The following is an 18,381-nucleotide window of genomic DNA, read 5'->3' as shown; positions in this document are numbered from 1 at the left end:
TGCGCTCAGATCAGGCCGAGCTCGGTGACCGCGCTGCGCTCGTCAGCCAACTCGGCGGTTGACTTGTCGATCCGGCCGCGGGAGAACTCGTCGATCTCCAAGCCGCTCACGATCGTCCAGTTGCCGCCCTTGGTGGTGACCGGAAACGAGGAGATCAAGCCCTCCGGCACCCCGTAGGACCCGTCGGAGACGACGGCCATCGAGACCCAATCGTCCGCCGGCGTCCCCAGCAACCAGTCCCGGGCAGCGTCGATGGTTGCCGACGCGGCCGAGGCGGCCGACGACGCGCCGCGCGCATCGATGATCGCCGCACCGCGCTTGGCGACCGTCGGGATGAATTCATCCTCGATCCAGGCCTGGTCGTTGACCACTTCGGCCGCGTTCTTTCCGGCGACCTCCGCGTGGAACAGGTCGGGGTACTGGGTGGCCGAGTGATTGCCCCAGATCGTCATCTTCTTGATGTCGGTGACCGCCGCGCCGGTCTTGGCGGCCAGCTGCGAGATCGCCCGATTGTGGTCCAGCCGGGTGAGCGCCGAGAACCGCTCGCGGGGAATGTCGGGCGCATTGGTCATCGCGATCAGCGCGTTGGTGTTGGCGGGGTTGCCGGTCACCCCGACGCGAACGTCATCCGCGGCGACAGCGTTGAGGGCTTTGCCCTGAGCGGTGAAGATCGCGCCGTTGGCCTCCAGCAGGTCACTTCGCTCCATGCCCGCGCCCCGGGGGCGGGCTCCGACCAGCAGGGCCAGGCTCACACCATCGAAGATCTTCTGGGGATCGGAACCGATCTCCACCCCGGACAACAGCGGGAAAGCGCAGTCGTCGAGTTCCATCACCACACCCTCGAGCGCCTGCAGTGCCGGCTCGATCTCGAGCAGCCGCAGCTCGATCGGACGGTCAGGGCCCAGCAAAGAGCCGCTGGCCAGGCGGAACAACAGGCTGTAGCCGATTTGGCCGGCGGCGCCGGTAACGGCGACCTTGAGAGGACTAGCGCTCACGTCGGTTCTGCTCCTTACGGACTTGGCTTCGGGTTGAAACTAGCGCACCGGCACCGGACGGACATCTGGGGTCCAACCCCCACAGCTACGACTGACGTTTACCAAGTTCCATACCGGGACGCGTAACCTGGAGCACCGCCCGATCAGATCCACCGCGATCGGAGGTTGACGTGTTCCCAGGGTTTGACGCATTGCCCGAAGTGCTGCGACCGGTCGCGCGACCCCAGCCGCCGAACGCACACCCCGTTGCCCAGCCACCGGCCCAAGCCTTGGTCGACTGCGGTGTCTACGTCTGCGGCCAGCGACTGCCCGGCAAGTACACCTACGCCGCCGCGCTGCGCGAGGTGCGCGAGATCGAACTGACCGGGCAGGAGGCGTTCGTCTGGATCGGGCTGCACGAGCCCGATGAAAACCAGATGCAGGACGTAGCAGACGTTTTCGGGTTGCACCCGTTAGCCGTTGAGGACGCCGTGCACGCGCACCAGCGACCCAAGTTGGAGCGCTACGACGAGACGCTGTTCCTCGTCCTCAAGACCGTCAACTACGTCCCGCACGAATCGGTGGTACTGGCCCGCGAGATCGTCGAAACCGGCGAGATCATGATCTTCGTCGGCAAGGATTTCGTGGTCACCGTCCGCCACGGCGAACACGGCGGGTTATCCGAGGTGCGTAAGCGGATGGATGCCGACCCCGAACATTTGCGGTTGGGACCGTATGCGGTGATGCACGCGATCGCCGACTACGTGGTCGACCACTACCTCGAGGTGACCAATCTCATGGAGACCGATATCGACAGCATCGAGGAAGTAGCGTTCGCGCCGGGCCGCAAGCTCGACATCGAACCGATCTATCTGCTCAAGCGGGAAGTGGTCGAGTTGCGCCGGTGCGTGAATCCGCTATCGACCGCATTCCAGCGCATGCAGACCGAGAGCAAAGACCTCATTTCGAAAGAAGTGCGGCGCTACCTGCGCGACGTCGCCGACCACCAGACCGAGGCCGCCGACCAGATCGCCAGCTACGACGACATGCTCAACTCGCTGGTGCAGGCCGCGCTCGCCCGGGTCGGCATGCAGCAAAACATGGACATGCGCAAGATATCCGCGTGGGCAGGTATCATCGCGGTCCCCACCATGATCGCGGGCATCTATGGCATGAACTTTCACTTCATGCCCGAGCTGGACTCCAGGTGGGGTTACCCGACAGTGATCGGCGGGATGGTCCTTATCTGTCTGTTCCTCTACCACGTCTTCCGCAACAGAAACTGGCTCTAGCTTCGCGTCGGCGAACAGACGCAAAAAGCTCCAAATCCTTCGGCGTGGCGGGGGCTTATGTGTCCGCTCGCCGCCATTAGGCGCGGTGCGGAATGGTCAGGTTCGCACCGGAGTCGGCGTCGAAGACGGCAAGTCTGGCGGTATCGAAAGCCAACTCGACCGACTGCCCGATGGCTACCTTGGACTCGGCGGGAACCCTTGCCACGAACTGATTTTCGTGTAACGCCGACTCCCCCTCTACCTCCGCCAACTCGTCCAACTGAACCGAGTGCACAGCCGGGCTCTCGGTAGTGAAATACAGATATTTGTCGGCGCCTAAAGACTCGACCAAGTTGACCTTCACCTGGAAGGTCAGCGCCCTGATGCGTTGATACGCGTCGATCAATGCTGCGTCCTGGATATGCTCCGGCCGCACGCCTACGATGACGTTTTCCGGTTTCGGGTGCGCTGCGATCACCCCCTGGACTTCGGGGGCCAGCGTCACCTCACCGAACGGCAGGGTCAGTCCGATCGCGGTCAGCCTGGCAGGGAAGAAATTCATGGCCGGCGAGCCGATAAAGCCCGCGACAAACAGATTGGCGGGCCGTTCGTAAAGCTCCTCAGGGGTGCCGATCTGCTGTGCGATGCCCCCGTACATCACTACCACGCGATCGCCCAGCGTCATTGCCTCGGTCTGGTCGTGGGTGACGTAGACGGTGGTGGTACCCAGCCTCCGCTGCAGCTGGGCAATCTCGCCGCGCATCTGGACCCGCAACTTCGCGTCCAAGTTCGACAGCGGCTCGTCCATCAGGAATGCTTTGGGATGGCGCACGATTGCCCTGCCCATCGCGACCCGCTGTCGCTGACCACCCGACAATTGTGAGGGCTTGCGATCCAGAAGGTTGGTCAGGTCAAGGATTTTTGCAGTCTCGGAGACCTTCTGCGCGATGTCGGCCTTTCTCATCTTCGCCAGGGTCAGCGGGAACGCGATGTTCTGGCGCACCGTCATATGCGGGTAAAGCGCGTACGACTGGAACACCATCGCGATGTCACGGTCCTTTGGCGCCTTCTCGTTTACCCGCTCACCGGCGATGCGCAGTTCTCCCGACGAGATATCTTCAAGCCCAGCAATCATATTCAGCGTCGTGGTCTTGCCACAACCGGAAGGCCCTACCAGGATCAGAAATTCGCCGTCGGCGATGGTGAGGTTGAGGTCGCGCACCGCTGTGTGACCGTCGGGGTAACTCTTGTTGACGTGGTCCAACACAATCTCGGCCATCGCGCTATCCCTTCACAGCGCCAGAGGTCAACCCGGCGACAATCCGTCGTTGGAAGATTAAAACAAAGACGATGATCGGGATCGTAATCACGATCGCGCCGGCCGCGATCGAGCCGGTCGGCTCCTCGAATTGCGAACTGCCGGTGAAGTTGGCGATGGCCACCGGCGCGGTAATCGCCGCCTTGGTAGCGGTCAGCGACAACGCGAGCAGCAGATCGTTCCAGGCGAAAATGAACACCAGGATTGCAGCGGTCACCAAGCCCGGCGCCGCCAGCGGTACGATCACCTTCCGGAAAGCCTGACCGGGCGTTGCACCGTCCATCTTGGCCGCCTTTTCCAGATCCCAAGGGATCTCCCGGAAGAACGCCGACAGGGTGTAGATCGCGAGCGGCAACGCGAAGGTGATGTACGGCAAGATCAACCCCGGCCAGGTGTCGAACAGGCCGATGGCACGTTCGATGTTGAACAATGGTGTGACCAAAGAGATCGACGGGAACATCGTGATCAGCAAGGCAGCCCCGATTAGCAGCCGCTTGCCCGGAAATTCCAGCCGGGCAACCGCGTAGGCCGCCATCGCGCCGAGCACCACCGCGATCACGGTGGTGATCAGGCCGATTCCGATGGAGTTGATCAGCGCTGAGCTGAACAAGTCGCCCCGGAAGATGCCACGATAGTTGTCGAAAGTCACCGTCGACGGAATCAGCTTGCCGTCCTTGACCGTTGACGTCGGCTTGAGTGACAGGCTGAAAATCCACAGCACCGGGAGCAACGCGTACCCCACGACCAAAGTGTCCAGGACGGCCCAATACGTGGCGCGCCGCGCGCCCACCCGTTCAACGCCCACTTGGCTCACCCCCGGGCGCCGCGGCGCCGAACAACTTGATGAAAATGAACGCAATGACGGCCACGCAGCCAAAGATCAGCACGCTGATCGCCGAACCAAGGCCCACGTTGAACCCCTTGAACAGGTTGTCGTAGCCCAAGATCGACACCGATCCGGTGTTGTTGCTGCCGCCGGTCAGCACATAGATGTTGTCGAAAATCCGGAAAGCGTCCAGGGTCCTGAAGAGCAGAGCAACCACGATCGCCGGCTTGATCATCGGCAAGATGACCTTCGTCAACCGCCGCCAGGCGCTGGCGCCGTCAACCTGCGCTGCTCTTAGCAGATCCTCGGGGACCAGCGCCAACCCGGCCAAAAGCAGCAGCGACATAAACGGCGTCGTCTTCCAGACCTCGGCGATCACCACGATGCCCAACGACGGGATCTGTTGCGTCAGTGGCGCACTGTCATACGGCAGCAGGTTGGCCAGATACCCGGTGCCCGGCGTCCAGGCGTAGTACCAGCTATACGAGGCGACCACCGTGACGATGCCGTACGGAATGAGCACCGCGGTGCGCACCAACCCCTTGCCGATCAGCGTGCGGTGCATTACCAGGGCGAGCGCTAACCCCAAGACGAATTCGATCGTCACCGAAACCGCCGTGATCGCCAGCGTCACCGCCAGCGCCGTCCACCAATACCGGTCGATCAGGATCGTGTGATAGTTGCCCAGCCCGATGAACGCGGTGTCGTTCGGGGTGGCCAGGTTGTTGCGCTGCAGGCTAAGCCACAGCGCGTAACCGATGGGATAGGCCGTCACCGCCACCATCAACATCGCGGCGGGTGCGACCAGCATGAACGCCAGTCGCCGTTCGGCCATGCGGCTCCCGGTACGGGAAAAGACCGCGGTGGCGGTCCGCTGTTCAACGGAGGTCACGGGAGCAGGCCCATGCCGTCGATGGCTTTCTGCGCCTGCGCGGCAAGTTCGTCGGCCGTGGACTCCGGGTCGATCTCGGTGATCGGGCTCAGCACCGCCGCGAGCCGGATGGACAACGCCTGGTACACCGGCGTCGCCGGCCGCACCGCGGCATCGGTGAGTTGCTGCCGAATAATGGCGTGCATCGGATACTTCGCCTGGAATTGCGGATCGGAGTACAGCGACGCCCGCACCGCGGGCAGACCCCCCTCGAGCGAGACGTACCTCTGATTGTGCTGGTCACGCAGACAACGCACCGCTTCGAATGCCTCCGCTCGATGGCGGGTCGTCTTGGCCACCGCCAGGTTCAACCCGCCGATCGTCACCTTGGCTGGCTGGCCGGGCGCTACAGCCGGATAGGGCGCGAAACCGAACACCTGCTGGCTGGCGTCATACGCGATGCGGAACTGCTCGTCGCTGGGCGTGAACGTCCCGATGTCGTTGATGCTGCCGGCCAACTGCGGAATCCGGTTAAGCGGTAAGAAGGGCACACCACCCTTCACCGCGTTCTCGAGCATGGACGCAAACACGAACGGCCAATTGACCTCGAGCGCGGCCTTGCCCTGTTCGAAGGCCAACCGCGCGCTGCCCTCTTCGGTGCGGGTGATCGAGGGGTCGGCGCCGGGCGTGGTAGCCACCGATTTGAGGATCTGTAGCGCGCTGACCGTAGCCGCTCGGTGTGCGGGAGTATCGGTCAAGGTGACGTGCCGGCCGTCCTCGGAGAGCACCGATCCACCAGCGCTCACCAGCAGCGTGTTGAACCACACCACTAAGCCCTCGCCCTGATTGGCCTGTACCGCGATCCAGCTAGGCTCGCCCGCCGCGTGCAGCCGGGCCGCCTCAGCGATCATGGCATTCCAATCCGTTGGCGGGCTATTTACCAAATCTGGTCGGTACCAAAGCAATTGAGTATTAGTGGTGACGGGTGCCGCGTACAGCTTGTGGTTCCAGCCGGCCGTCGCAAGCGGGCCTGGCAGGGTATCGGCGACGGCGTCGTTCTCGGCCAGCCCCGCTGGGTCGTCCGACAGCGGCAGCGCCCACCCCGCTTCGGCGAACTCCGCCGTCCACACCACATCCAGCGCCATGACGTCCAGGGTGCGGTCGTTACCGGTCAACCGTCGGGCCAGCTGTAACCGTTGCTCATTGGGGGACCTGGGCAAGCTGACCTGCGCAATGGTGAACCGGCCGCCGAACTGTTGGTTGCAGCGTTGGGCAATTGCGGTGAACGTCGCGCCGTCGGTGGCCGGTGTGTAGAAGCTGACCACCAGCCCCTGGCTATCGGCCCCGCACGCCGCCGCCGCGGTCGTCAACGCCACCAGTACGGCAGCGCCCAGCCTCGGTATCCGCCCGCGACTCATGACCACATTTGCCTCTCGTCCGGGCTTCAGATCGCCAGACGCGCCAGCAGATCCCGTGCCTTTTCCGCATTTTGCGGATCACAAAGTACGTCGTAGCGACCGGCAACCAGTTGCATGGTCGAGCTGAAATCCCTTGTGCCGCGAGCCATTGCGTACGGCACTGCAGAGGTGATCAGCCCGAAGAACACCCCGGCCACCAGGCCGGTAACCAGCGCGGACCATGGATTGGGACTGAAGAACCCGAGCACCAACCCGATGAACAGGCCCAGCCAGGCGCCACTCAGCACGCCGCCACCAAGCACTTTGGGCCAGGTCAGCCGGCCTGTGACCCGTTCAACCTGCATGAGGTCCACGCCAACGATGGTCACCTGCTGGACCGGGAACTGCTGTTCGGATAGATAGTCGACCGCACGTTGCGCCTCGGCATAGGTGGGATACGACCCGACTGGCCAACCTTTCGGCGGGGTGGGCAATGCGGGCACACCACGTCGACCCGCACCTGCGGCGGCGGGTGTTGAACCGGGAACCTGTCTGGGCTGGAATGGGCTAGTCATCGGTTCTCATTCTCCTCCGCCCCCCTTTTTCAGCGCCATCGTTTCATGTCCAGTCAGGTCCAGCTACTCCCGGCACACTATCCACTCAACCCGCGAGCGACCGAGGCCCACCGAACGGCGAGCATCGTTGCCGGGATAGGTTGATCACCATGACGGCTCCCAGCGGCTCCTCTGGCGAGAGTGCGCACGACGCCGCGGGTGGACCGCCTCCGGTCGGTGAGCGGCCCCCCGAACAGCCCATTGCTGACGCTCCTTGGGCGCCGCCGGCATCTTCGCCGATGGCCAACCACCCGCCCCCGGCGTATCCGCCGTCCGGTTACCCGCCTGCTTACCAGCCCGGGTATCCGACCGGCTATCCACCGCCGATGCCACCCGGGGGCTATGCGCCGCCCGGATATCCACCCCCCGGCACTTCTTCAGCAGGCTACGGCGACATACCATACCCGCCCATGCCTCCGCCATACGGTGGATCTCCGGGCGGCTACTACCCGGAGCCGGGCTACCTAGACGGCTACGGCCCATCGCAGCCCGGCATGAACACCATGGCGCTCGTCTCACTGATCTCGGCGCTCGTCGGTGTGCTTTGCTGCATCGGCTCGATCGTGGGCATCGTGTTCGGCGCGATCGCCATCAACCAGATCAAGCAGACACGCGAAGAAGGCTACGGCCTGGCGGTGGCCGGCATTGTGATTGGCATCGCGACCCTGCTGGTCTACATGATCGCGGGGATCTTCGCTATCCCTTAGCATTAGGCGACATTGGCCCACCCTCGGTTGATCCGGAAGGCAGCTGCCTAGGCTCTCAATCATGGGATCGGTCAACAGGGTGTACCTGGCGCGGCTCTCGCGGATGTCGGTGCTGGGACCGCTCGGCGAATCCTTCGGGCGCGTTCGCGATGTCGTGATCAGCATCAGCATTGTCCGCCAACAACCGCGAGTGCTCGGGCTGGTGGTCGATTTGGCGACCCGCCGCAAGATATTCATACCGATTCTGCGGGTCGCCGCGATCGAGCCGCACGCGGTGACACTGAGCACCGGCAACGTGTCACTGCACCGCTTCGAGCAGCGGCCAGGCGAGGCTCTGGCGCTGGGTCAAGTGCTCGACACCCTGGTGAAGGTCAACGATCCCGCACTACCCGAGCTGGCCGGCGTCGACGTCGTGGTCACCGACCTGGGTGTCGAGCAAACCCGAAGTCGCGACTGGATGGTGACTAGGGTCGCCGTCCGCACCCAACGTCGGCTCCGACGGCGCGGCCCAGTGCACGTCGTGGACTGCCACAACGTGGCGGGGTTGACGCCGTCGGCCTTGGCGATGCCGGGTCAAGACGTGGCACAGCTGCTCGACCAGTTCGAGGGATGGAAAGCGGTCGACGTGGCCGACGCCATCCGCGGGCTGCCGCCGAAGCGCCGCCACGAGGTGTTCAAGGCGCTCCACGACAAGCGCTTGGCCGACGTCCTGCAGGAGCTGCCCGAACTGGATCAGGCCGAGGTGTTGTCGCAACTGGGCACCGAACGCGCGGCCGACGTGCTGGAGGAGATGGATCCCGACGACGCCGCCGATCTGCTCGCGGTCCTGAATCCGACCGAAGCCGAGTTGCTGCTGACACGAATGGATCCCGGCGACTCCGGGCAGGTGCGAAGGCTGCTGACGCACTCCCCCGACACGGCGGGCGGATTGATGACTTCCGATCCGGTGGTGTTGACCCCGGACACCTCGATTGCGGAGGCGTTGGCGCGGGTCCGCGATCCCGATCTCACCCCCGCCCTGGCGTCAATGGTGTTCGTCGCGCGCCCGCCCACGGCCACGCCCACTGGGCACTACCTGGGTTGTGTGCATTTGCAGCGGCTGCTTCGTGACCCGCCGGCCGAGCTGGTCGGCGGAGTTGTGGACACTGACCTGCTCACGCTCACTCCGGAGACCCCGCTGGCCGCGGTGACTCGCTACTTCGCCGCCTACAACCTGGTGTGCGGACCGGTGGTTGACGACGAGAACCACCTGCTGGGAGCGGTGACCGTGGACGACCTGCTCGACCATCTATTGCCGCATGACTGGCGTGTAGATATGCCGGAGCTCGACCCCTCCGGAGCACCGGACAGACCCGGAGGACCACGGTGAGCAAACCCTTCGCGCCGCGCCGTCTGTACACCCCACGCACATCGCGCACGCTCGCCCCGCGGCTGGATCCCGAGGCCGTCGGCAGGACAACCGAATCCATCGCACGGTTTTTCGGAACCGGCCGTTACCTGCTGGTGCAGACGCTGCTCGTACTGACATGGATCGTGCTGAACCTGTTTGCGGTCGGCTTGCGCTGGGATCCGTACCCCTTCATCCTGCTCTATCTGGCCTTCTCCACGCAGGCCTCGTACGCCGCACCGCTGATTCTGCTCGCCCAGAACCATCAGGAAAAGCGTGACCGCGCGGTGTTCGAAGAGGATCGTCGGCGGGCCGCACAGACCAAGGCCGACACCGAGTACAACGCCCGCGAGCTGGCAGCGCTGCGGCTGGCCATCGGCGAGGTCCCCACGCGCGACTACCTGCGCCACGAACTGGACAGCCTGCGCGCTCTGTTGGCGGAGCTGCAGCCGACGGATCCGGATGTGGCGCAGCCGCGGGTGGCCGACGAGGCGGAGCAGCACGCCAAGAAATCGGGGTGATTACCGAGTCGGCCATTGCGCCACTCCCGTGACAAGAGTTATGTATGGTGATCTAGTTCACGAAACGAAGAAAGAAGCTAAGAAGACATAGGTTTCCGACGGCTCACACACTGAGGACGGTCGAGTGCACATTGGGGGACGCTGGGGTGCACGCCCGGCCGTCGCTGCAGTGCGGCGGGGAGCTTGTCGCCTAACGCGGGCGCCGGCATTCGGCGTGGCAGCGATTGCCCCGTTGGTATTCGCCAGTGCGGTCGGCGGCGCGGCTCCGGTATTCCCCGGGAGAACCGCGCCGGTGCACGCCGTTATCACCCCGGTGGCCGCGGTCGCCGCGTCCGGCATAGACCTGTCCGGTCCGGTCGTCATCGCCATGAAGCGCCCGCCGACCAGCTTCCGCGTGGCGGTAGCTACCATATCGGCTCCACCACCACCGATGATCGTGAATTCGCCTGGTGCGCTTGGCATTCCGGCCATGGCACTGTCCGCCTACCGCAACGCCGAGCTGAAGATGGCCGCTGCCGCCCCTGGCTGTGGCGTCAGTTGGAACTTGCTGGCCGGGATTGGGCGCATCGAGTCGATGCACGCAAACGGCGGCGCCACCGACGCGCGCGGCACCGCGATCCAGCCGATCTACGGCCCAACGCTGGACGGCACCCTGCCAGGCAACGAGATCATCATCCAAAGCAGCGTCGGCAATCGCGTCACGTACGCCCGCGCGATGGGGCCAATGCAGTTCTTGCCCGGCACTTGGGCTCGGTACGCCACCGACGGCGATGACGACGGTGTGGCTGACCCGCAGAACCTGTTCGACTCCACGTTGGCCGCAGCCCGCTACCTGTGTAGCGGTGGGCTCAACCTGCGCGACCCGGCGCAGGTCATGGCCGCGCTCCTGCGCTACAACAACTCGATGCCTTACGCCCAGAACGTACTGGGCTGGGCCGCCGGCTACGCCACCGGTGTGTTCCCGGTTGACTTGCCCCCGATCACCGGTCCGCCACCACCACTCGGCGACGCGCACCTCGAGAATCCGGAGGGTCTCGGGCCCGGCTTGCCGATCAATGTCAACGGCCTGACCGCCGATGGCCCCATGGCGCACCTGCCGCTGATCGACTTGACCCCGCGCCAGGCGGCGCTCAATCCACCGCCGATGTTCCCGTGGATGGCACCTGACCCATCGGCGCCGATGCCCGGCTGCACGCTGATCTGCATTGGCTCACATGGCCCGCCAGTGGGCGCGCCGCCGTTCCCGCCTACCGCTCCCCCACCTCCATTCCTACCTGCCGCTCCCCCACCTCCGGATCCATTGGCCGGCCCGCCTGGCGACGCGGGCCTGGCGCCGCCGGCGCCGGCTCCTGCCGGCTGACCACTCGGCCGTATGCCAAGCCGCCTACACTCGGCGGTGATGTCCGGAACTCGTGATGGCGACCTGAACGCGGCGATACGCACCGCGCTGGGCAAGGTAATCGACCCCGAATTGCGGCGCCCCATCACCGAACTGGGGATGGTCAAAAGCATCGACACCGGCCCGGATGGGAGCGTGCACGTCGAGATCTACCTGACCATCGCCGGCTGCCCGAAGAAGTCCGAAATCACCGAGCGTGTCACCCGGGCGGTCGCCGACGTGCCAGGCACTTCGGCGGTGCGGGTCAGCTTGGACGTGATGAGCGACGAGCAGCGCACCGAGCTGCGTAAGCAGTTGCGTGGCGATACCCGCGAACCCGTCATCCCGTTCGCGCAACCCGATTCCTTGACCCGGGTGTATGCCGTGGCTTCCGGTAAGGGCGGAGTCGGAAAGTCCACCGTCACGGTCAACCTGGCCGCCGCGATGGCCGTCCGCGGCCTGTCGATCGGGGTGCTGGACGCTGATATCCACGGCCACTCTATCCCCCGGATGATGGGCACCACCGACCGGCCTACCCAGGTTGAGTCGATGATCCTGCCGCCGATCGCCCACCAGGTGAAGGTCATCTCGATAGCCCAGTTCACCCAGGGCAACACCCCGGTGGTGTGGCGCGGGCCGATGCTGCACCGGGCGTTGCAGCAGTTTCTGGCCGACGTGTACTGGGGGGATCTGGACGTGCTGCTGCTGGACTTGCCGCCCGGAACCGGCGACGTCGCCATCTCGGTGGCTCAACTGATCCCCAACGCCGAACTCCTGGTGGTCACCACCCCGCAGCTGGCCGCCGCGGAGGTGGCCGAACGGGCCGGCAGCATCGCGCTGCAAACCCGCCAACGCATCGTCGGCGTCGTGGAGAACATGTCGGGGCTCACGCTGCCGGACGGCACCACGATGCAGGTGTTCGGCGAGGGCGGTGGCCGGCTGGTCGCCGAGCGGTTGTCGCGTGCGGTCGGCGCCGACGTGCCGCTGCTGGGTCAGATCCCGCTGGACCCCGCACTGGTGGCCGCCGGCGATTCGGGCGTACCGCTCGTGTTGAGCTCGCCGGACTCGGCGATCGGCAAGGAACTGCATAGCATCGCCGACGGCTTGTCGACTCGACGACGCGGATTGGCGGGCATGTCGCTGGGGTTGGACCCGACACGACGCTAGCGTTGACCGCGTGAGCAGACGCAAAAGAACCCGATTCTGGTCGAAATTGGGTGCCGTTGCGTCTGCTCGGCGTACTAGGCTTTCCGGGGAATGAGTGTTGCCGACGAGACGGCAGGAATGATCGTTCCGATCCGGTGGTTGTGGCGGGTCAGCGCGTATGGCTCACCCCGTTCGAGGTCGGCGATCATGGGAGCGGGATTCTGGCGCAGCTCACCGACGGAGATCGACTTCATAGCGCCGGAGTACAAGGGAATTGTCGACTGTTGTCTACTCTGTTTTTGGTGGGCACGTTGTGATCGTCAGTTACGCATCGTCAGCGACCACGTCAAGAAGAACTCGGTGCCCCCACCCATATCCGAGTTGAACGTTCCCTCGGCACGGTCGCCCGATCGGCGGATCGTGCCCTGTCCGGCGCCGAGGTCGAACGCCCGCTGCGGGAGTTCGGGGTGCGCCCAGGTGATCGCGAGGCTGTCCGAACCGACGTTCCCCTTCAGCACGAGTTCGCCGGCGACAACCTTGCCCGGGCAACTGGTTTCGACGAGGATAAGCGTAGCCTTGCCGGTCAGCTCGTCCTTTCCCGCAAGGCTGACGTTCCCGTCCCATACCGCGTTGCAGATCGAGGCATAGAACCCGGCGATCCGCACGGTTCCGGTCCAGCGCGACGCCGCATCGCCGTCGGCTGTGCCGGTGGTGGTCGCGCGCACTATGCATCTCGGGTCGAGGGTCGTGGTGGGCGTAGCACCGGGCGGCAAGGTTATTTTCGTCGGGCAATCCGGTTCCTCGGTGCCCGGACGACTGCACGCGGCGGTGGTGATCAGGAGCAGCGTCGCTGCCAGCCAGTGCCACTGTCGACTCATCGCGCCTCCCCGGGGCAGGGTGAGTTGGCACGCATCTTGTTGAGCGCTAGCTCAAACGATAACCACGACCCCCGATCACTGTGTTCGGTTTCCGTTGGACCATGCTCGAAATGTGCCAAGCGCAACCGGACCGCAGAGAAATCACCTCGCGCTCGCCGAGCCGGCCCATCGACCGAGCAGCCAGGCGCCGGTGATGTGGGCGCTGTCCGCGTCGCTGGGCTGGATACTCCCGGTGATCGCGCAGCTGGTGTGGTGGGCGGTGCATCCCCAGCCGCCCTGGCCGCACCTGGCCGCGGCCGCTCTCACCGCGGTGGCGATGGTGGTGCACATCGGGGTGGTCCCGCTCTGGCGTTACCGGGTACACCGTTGGGAGATCAGCCCGCAGGCCGTATTCACCCGCACCGGTTGGCTCGTGCAGGAGCGCCGCATCACACCGATTTCCCGGGTGCAGACCGTCGACACCTACCGCGGCCCGATGGACCGGCTGTTCGGGCTGGCCAACGTCACCGTAACCACGGCGTCCTCGGCGGGCGCGGTGCACATCGAGGCGTTGGACACCGACGTCGCCGATCGGGTGGTGGCGCAGCTGACCGACATCGCCGCGCTGCGCGGCGAGGACGCGACATGACCGACCGGCCACACGATTGGCACCGCCTCAGCCCGCGGATGCTGCTGGTGCATCCGGTGCACGAGATGCTGCGCCAGCTCCCGGTACTCATCGGGTCCGTGGTGCTGGGGTCGGCAACCGGCAACCCGGTCTGGCCGCTGGCGGCGCTCGGCGTGACGGTCGTATTCGGCGTGCTGCGTTGGTTTTTCACCACCTACCGCATCGACGACGAAAACGTGTCGCTGCGTACCGGCATACTCAGCCGGCGCGCGGTCTCCGTGCCGCGCAACCGGATTCGCTCGGTGCAGACCGAGGCGCGGCTGTTGCACCGGCTGTTGGGGTTGACGGTGCTGCGGGTGGGCACCGGCCAGGAGGCCCGCGGTGAGGCCGCCTTCGAACTGGACGCGGTCGACTCGGCACGGGTGCCCAGGCTGCGCGCGCTGCTGCTGGCCGAGTCGCTGGCACCCGTCGAGCCGACCGGTCGGGTGCTGGCCCGGTGGCAGTCGTCGTGGTTGCGGTATGCGCCGCTGAGCTTTTCGGGCCTGGTGATGATCGGGGCGGTGATCGGGCTTGGCTATCAAACGGGACTGGCCGTGCGACTCCCGGAATCCGGTTTCGCCAGGTCCGCGGTGGACGCCGCGCAACGCGCCGGGGTGGTACTGGTGGTGGCGGTCACTGTGCTGCTGGTGGTGGGTGTATCGGCACTGTTGGCGGTGCTGTTCTCCTGGTTGACCTACGGCAATCTGCTGCTGCGCCGCGGCGGCAGCGGTCAAGAAGGGGTGCTACACCTGCGGCACGGGCTGCTGCGGGTGCGCGAGCACACCTACGACATGCGCCGGCTGCGTGGCGCCACCTTGCGTGAACCACTGCTGGTGCGGTTATTGCGCGGTGCTCGGCTGGACGCAGTGATGACCGGCGTGCATAGCGAGGGCCAGTCGTCGATGCTGCTGCCACCATGTCCGTTCGAGACCGCGACGGCCGTGCTGACCGACCTGATCGACAACACCGACGCGGCAGCGGGGCCGCTGCGCCGGCACGGCCCGGCCGCCGCCCGGCGCAGGTGGACCCGGGCGCTGTTGGTCCCGACGCTGGCCGGAGTTGCGCTGATCGCAGCGGCGCCGATTCTCGGCGTGCCGGGGTGGGCGTGGACACTGTGGGCGGTGTTGACCGCGGGTTGCGCTGGGCTGGCCGTCGATCGGGTCCGATCACTCGGGCACCGCGTCGCCGACGGCTGGTTGGTTGCGCGCGCCGGCAGCCTACAGCGTCGCCGCGATTGCATCGCCTGCACCGGCATCATCGGCTGGACGGTGCGCCAGACACTGTTCCAGCGGAGGGCGGGGGTGGCGACGCTCGTGGCGGCCACCGCGGCGGGCCGCAAGGGTTATCAGGTGCTCGATGTGCCCGCGGAGCTGGCGTGGTCGGTGGCCGGCGCCGCGTCGCCCTGGGTGGCCGACAGTGTGTGGTTGCGCCACGGATCTTGAGGGATCCTGAGCCAGGATGAACCTCACCGTCGAGATCGACGTCAGCGCGATGCTCACTGGGGTTTTTCCGCGCTGGTGTCGATGTCGACGGTCTAACTGACGGATATCGTGTGGACGTGGCGCATCTGATGGCCGCGGCGGTGCTGTTCGACATCGACGGCGTGCTGGTGCTGTCGTGGCGCGCGATTCCCGGGGCCGCCGAGACCGTGCGGCAACTGACCCATCGGGGAATCGCCTGCGCGTATCTGACCAACACCACGACGCGCACCCGCCGGCAGATCGCCGAGGCGCTGGGTGCCGCGGGGATCCCCGTCGCCGCCGACGACGTGATCACGGCCGGGGTGCTGACGGCCGAGTACCTGCACGGCGCCTATCCCGGCGCGCGGTGCTTCCTGGTGAACAACGGCGACATCACCGAGGACTTGCCCGGCATCGACGTCGTCTTGTCGACCGAGATCGGTCCCGAGGATTGCCCCGAAGCCCCCGACGTCGTCGTGCTCGGCAGTGCCGGCCCCCAGTTCGATCACCGCACGCTCAGCCGGGTCTATGGGTGGATGCTCGACGGCGTTCCGGTGGTGGCGATGCACCGCAATATGACCTGGAACACCACCGACGGGCTGCGCATCGACACCGGGATGTACCTGACCGGAATGGAACAGGCCTGCGGCAAGACCGCCACCGCCATCGGCAAGCCTGCGGCCGAGGGATTCCTGGCGGCCGCCGACCGCGTCGGTGTCGATCCACAGCAGATGGTCATGATCGGCGACGATCTGCACAACGACGTGCTGGCCGCCCAGGCGGTGGGCATGACGGGTGTGCTGGTGCGCACCGGCAAGTTCCGCCAGCAAACGCTGGATCGCTGGCTGGCCGGCGCCAGCGCGACCCGGCCGCACCACGTGATCGACTCGGTGGCCGGCCTGCCGCCGTTGCTCGGGTGTTAGCTCGCCGGGCCCGACCGCCGGCCGTCACCGATCTAGGTGGCATCGCTGTCAAACGGGATGGGCCCCGCACCGATCTGCTCAGTAGCGTCCGGCCCCGCCGAGCCCGCCGCATCCGGTTTCTTCGGCGTCGGTCGGTCGAAGTCTCCGGTGAACAGGGAATCATCGCCATCCAGTAGGTGCTTGGTCAACGCAGCCCGCGGAGTCATTCCCCGTAGCTTCTGCAGCTCACCGAGATGTCCCCGCAGATCATCGAATTCGGGTCCAATGTCCTCACGTAGCTGGCTGGTCACACCGCTGAGATAGTCGCGCGCCTGCCGCAGAGCGCTTGCCGCCCAGCGGATGGCACCCGGGAGCCGCTCCGGGCCAAGCACCACCAGCCCGACCATGACGAGGACGAGCATTTCCCCCCAACCGATGTTGGCGAACACTCTAGGTGCTATCGGGGTCCGGTTTCACCGTCAGCGTCACATGCCGACCCTCGCGGACCACCTCTATCGGAGCGTCCTGGCCGATAGCCAACTGGCGCACGGCGACGACGAACTCGTCGGAGTCGGCGACCGCGCGGTTACCGACCTTGACGATCACATCGTTCTCCAAGATCCCGCCCTTCTGCGCGGGACTTCCCGCCTTTACATTGGCCACCTGCGCGCCCGACGCGATCGCGTTGCTTACTGACCGGGTGCTGATGCCCAACGTCGGATGCACGATCTTTCCGTCTTTGATCAGAGAATTTGCCACCAATTTCATCTCGTTGACCGGGATCGCAAAGCCCAGCCCGCTGGCGCTATCCGACAGTGACTTACCGGCGGTGTTGATGCCAATCACCTGGGCATCCATGTCGATTAGCGGACCGCCGGAGTTACCGTGGTTGATCGAGGCGTCGGTCTGAATTGCGTCAATGACGGTGTCGGTGTCAGAGCCCTCGCCCGACAACGGAACGGGGCGGTGTAGCGCGCTGACAATGCCCTGGGTCACCGTACTGCGCAGCCCCAGGGGCGCGCCGACCGCGAGGACTTCGTCACCGACCCGTACCTTGCTGGAATCACCGAGCCGGGCCACGGTCAGATTGTCGACGTTGTCGACCTTGAGGACGGCCAAGTCGGTCTTGGGGTCACGACCCACCAGATTGGCGGGCACCTCCTTGCCGTCGTTGAACACCACGGTCGTCTTGAACTGGCTGGGATTGTTGGCCGCCTCAGAGATCACGTGATTGTTGGTGACGATGTAGCCGCGGCCATCGACGATGACGCCGGAACCTTGCATGCCCTCCTGGTCGCTGACCGACTCAATGGTCACCACCGAATCGGCCACGGCGGCCGCCACCTTGGTGAACCGGCCGGCCGGTTCCTGGGCATTGCCAGTGGTCGACAGGGTCACCTTCGACGTGGTGAACGCATCGACTACTTCCGCGGTCTTGCGGCCGATGACACCGCCGATGCCGCCGATCACCAGTGCGATAGCGACCAAGATGCCCAGCGCCAAGTAGGACACCTTGCCGCCAAACAGCACGTCGCGCACACCCAGCTTGCCGCTGCCGGCCAGCGCACCGTGCGGTGCCGGCGCGGCTAGCGCTGGCGTCCCCAGCGCGGCCGCGGCCGCGGGGTCGCGCCACGGATCGTCGGGCTCGTCGGGGCCGGCACCGTCTTTCTCAGCTGCCAGCGCTCCGGCATCGATGGGATGGCGCTGCAGCGATTCGGCGCCCGCGAACGGACGACCGAACGCCTCCTGAAGCACCGGGTCAGCAAGCTGATCGTTCGGTGTGAAGTCAGACTGGTCCTGGTACTTCTGCGGGCGCACACGCTCGGCCACAAAGGACCCTTGGACCCCGGACGGACGCCCGAACGCTTGACGCGACGCCGGGTCGACCGGTGGCCGAAAAACCGGGCGCGGCGCCAGGCGGCCTCCGCCGTTCGGGCCGCCGTTGTTGCCTTGGTCGGAGGTCACCTCATCCTCATTCTGAATCTGGGCGCTAAAACGTGCAGGCATCGCGTTGTCCGTGTCCACCCTAGTATCCACGGATCGCGACCACTCGCCATGAACTCGCAGCAACCCCCCGCCATGCGC

19 protein-coding genes are annotated in these 18,381 nt (G+C 65.6%); 9 read left to right on the top strand and 10 right to left on the bottom strand.

Annotated features, from left to right (window positions below):
* Positions 1-5 precede the first annotated feature (5 nt).
* Positions 6-995 (bottom strand): malate dehydrogenase, encoded by a 990-nt coding sequence (locus FF952_RS06605; protein ID WP_003406301.1) that lies wholly within the window; start codon positions 993-995, stop codon positions 6-8.
* Positions 996-1,165: 170 nt separating this feature from the next.
* Here FF952_RS06605 and corA point away from each other — a divergent pair, with 170 nt between their 5' ends.
* Positions 1,166-2,266, top strand: a complete 1,101-nt coding sequence (gene corA / locus FF952_RS06600) for a magnesium/cobalt transporter CorA (protein WP_003406300.1) — start codon at positions 1,166-1,168, stop codon at positions 2,264-2,266.
* A gap of 76 nt (positions 2,267-2,342) precedes the next feature.
* Here corA and sugC read toward each other — a convergent pair whose 3' ends face one another.
* Genes sugC through FF952_RS06575 form a run of 5 tightly spaced genes read right to left on the bottom strand, consistent with a single transcriptional unit; the run spans position 2,343 to position 7,232 of the window.
* Positions 2,343-3,524 (bottom strand): trehalose ABC transporter ATP-binding protein SugC, encoded by a 1,182-nt coding sequence (gene sugC / locus FF952_RS06595; RefSeq protein ID WP_003406299.1) that lies wholly within the window; start codon positions 3,522-3,524, stop codon positions 2,343-2,345.
* Positions 3,525-3,528: 4 nt separating this feature from the next.
* A complete protein-coding gene (gene sugB / locus FF952_RS06590; RefSeq protein WP_003900298.1) occupies positions 3,529-4,353 on the bottom strand; it encodes a trehalose ABC transporter permease SugB in 825 nt (274 codons plus the stop codon).
* Between the two features lie 4 nt (positions 4,354-4,357).
* A complete protein-coding gene (gene sugA, locus FF952_RS06585) occupies positions 4,358-5,281 on the bottom strand; it encodes a trehalose ABC transporter permease SugA (RefSeq protein WP_003406295.1) in 924 nt (307 codons plus the stop codon).
* Entirely contained in the window at positions 5,278-6,684 is a 1,407-nt protein-coding gene (lpqY, locus tag FF952_RS06580; RefSeq protein ID WP_003898783.1) for a trehalose ABC transporter substrate-binding protein LpqY, read from the bottom strand. The genes sugA and lpqY overlap by 4 nt, the downstream gene beginning before the upstream one ends.
* Positions 6,685-6,704: 20 nt before the next feature.
* Positions 6,705-7,232, bottom strand: coding sequence for a YflT domain-containing protein (locus FF952_RS06575; RefSeq protein ID WP_003406290.1), 528 nt, complete (start codon positions 7,230-7,232; stop codon positions 6,705-6,707).
* A gap of 149 nt (positions 7,233-7,381) precedes the next feature.
* Here FF952_RS06575 and FF952_RS06570 point away from each other — a divergent pair, with 149 nt between their 5' ends.
* From FF952_RS06570 to FF952_RS06550, 5 genes are all read left to right on the top strand, one after another.
* The gene (locus FF952_RS06570) at positions 7,382-7,978 is read left to right on the top strand and encodes a DUF4190 domain-containing protein (RefSeq protein ID WP_003406288.1); all 597 of its coding nucleotides are present in this window, start codon (positions 7,382-7,384) and stop codon (positions 7,976-7,978) included.
* 61 nt (positions 7,979-8,039) lie between these two features.
* Entirely contained in the window at positions 8,040-9,347 is a 1,308-nt protein-coding gene (locus FF952_RS06565) for a magnesium transporter (RefSeq protein WP_244736159.1), read from the top strand.
* Positions 9,344-9,886: a DUF1003 domain-containing protein gene (locus FF952_RS06560; RefSeq protein ID WP_003903373.1), complete on the top strand. Its 543-nt coding sequence runs from the start codon at positions 9,344-9,346 to the stop codon at positions 9,884-9,886. The genes FF952_RS06565 and FF952_RS06560 overlap by 4 nt, the downstream gene beginning before the upstream one ends.
* 124 nt (positions 9,887-10,010) lie before the next feature.
* Positions 10,011-11,246, top strand: a complete 1,236-nt coding sequence (locus FF952_RS06555) for a lytic transglycosylase domain-containing protein (protein WP_003406276.1) — start codon at positions 10,011-10,013, stop codon at positions 11,244-11,246.
* 12 nt (positions 11,247-11,258) lie between these two features.
* Positions 11,259-12,431, top strand: coding sequence for an Mrp/NBP35 family ATP-binding protein (locus FF952_RS06550; RefSeq protein WP_003406273.1), 1,173 nt, complete (start codon positions 11,259-11,261; stop codon positions 12,429-12,431).
* Positions 12,432-12,505: 74 nt separating this feature from the next.
* Here the strand turns inward: FF952_RS06550 and FF952_RS06545 are convergent, their stop codons facing one another.
* Complete coding sequence (locus tag FF952_RS06545) at positions 12,506-12,679, bottom strand: type II toxin-antitoxin system Phd/YefM family antitoxin (RefSeq protein WP_003908664.1); 174 nt, start codon at positions 12,677-12,679, stop codon at positions 12,506-12,508.
* 51 nt (positions 12,680-12,730) lie between these two features.
* Positions 12,731-13,288 (bottom strand): hypothetical protein, encoded by a 558-nt coding sequence (locus FF952_RS06540; RefSeq protein ID WP_003406266.1) that lies wholly within the window; start codon positions 13,286-13,288, stop codon positions 12,731-12,733.
* Positions 13,289-13,382: 94 nt separating this feature from the next.
* Here FF952_RS06540 and FF952_RS06535 point away from each other — a divergent pair, with 94 nt between their 5' ends.
* From FF952_RS06535 to FF952_RS06525, 3 genes are all read left to right on the top strand, one after another.
* Complete coding sequence (locus FF952_RS06535; RefSeq protein WP_003406264.1) at positions 13,383-13,916, top strand: PH domain-containing protein; 534 nt, start codon at positions 13,383-13,385, stop codon at positions 13,914-13,916.
* Positions 13,913-15,376: a PH domain-containing protein gene (locus tag FF952_RS06530; protein ID WP_003903370.1), complete on the top strand. Its 1,464-nt coding sequence runs from the start codon at positions 13,913-13,915 to the stop codon at positions 15,374-15,376. The genes FF952_RS06535 and FF952_RS06530 overlap by 4 nt, the downstream gene beginning before the upstream one ends.
* Positions 15,377-15,486: 110 nt before the next feature.
* Positions 15,487-16,317, top strand: coding sequence for an HAD-IIA family hydrolase (locus FF952_RS06525; RefSeq protein ID WP_003406261.1), 831 nt, complete (start codon positions 15,487-15,489; stop codon positions 16,315-16,317).
* Positions 16,318-16,349: 32 nt separating this feature from the next.
* Here the strand turns inward: FF952_RS06525 and tatB are convergent, their stop codons facing one another.
* Together tatB and htrA are read right to left on the bottom strand one after the other, a co-directional pair.
* The gene (gene tatB / locus FF952_RS06520; RefSeq protein WP_003406260.1) at positions 16,350-16,745 is read right to left on the bottom strand and encodes a Sec-independent protein translocase protein TatB; all 396 of its coding nucleotides are present in this window, start codon (positions 16,743-16,745) and stop codon (positions 16,350-16,352) included.
* A gap of 1 nt (position 16,746) precedes the next feature.
* Positions 16,747-18,261, bottom strand: coding sequence for a serine protease HtrA (htrA, locus tag FF952_RS06515; RefSeq protein WP_003911452.1), 1,515 nt, complete (start codon positions 18,259-18,261; stop codon positions 16,747-16,749).
* Positions 18,262-18,381: the final 120 nt, after the last annotated feature.

This window comes from Mycobacterium tuberculosis complex sp. N0072 (assembly GCF_030323725.1).
In the GTDB taxonomy this organism is placed as follows: domain Bacteria; phylum Actinomycetota; class Actinomycetes; order Mycobacteriales; family Mycobacteriaceae; genus Mycobacterium; species Mycobacterium tuberculosis.
The sequence above is the reverse complement of the archived record's forward strand: the minus strand, read 5'-3'. Positions and strand labels throughout refer to the sequence as shown.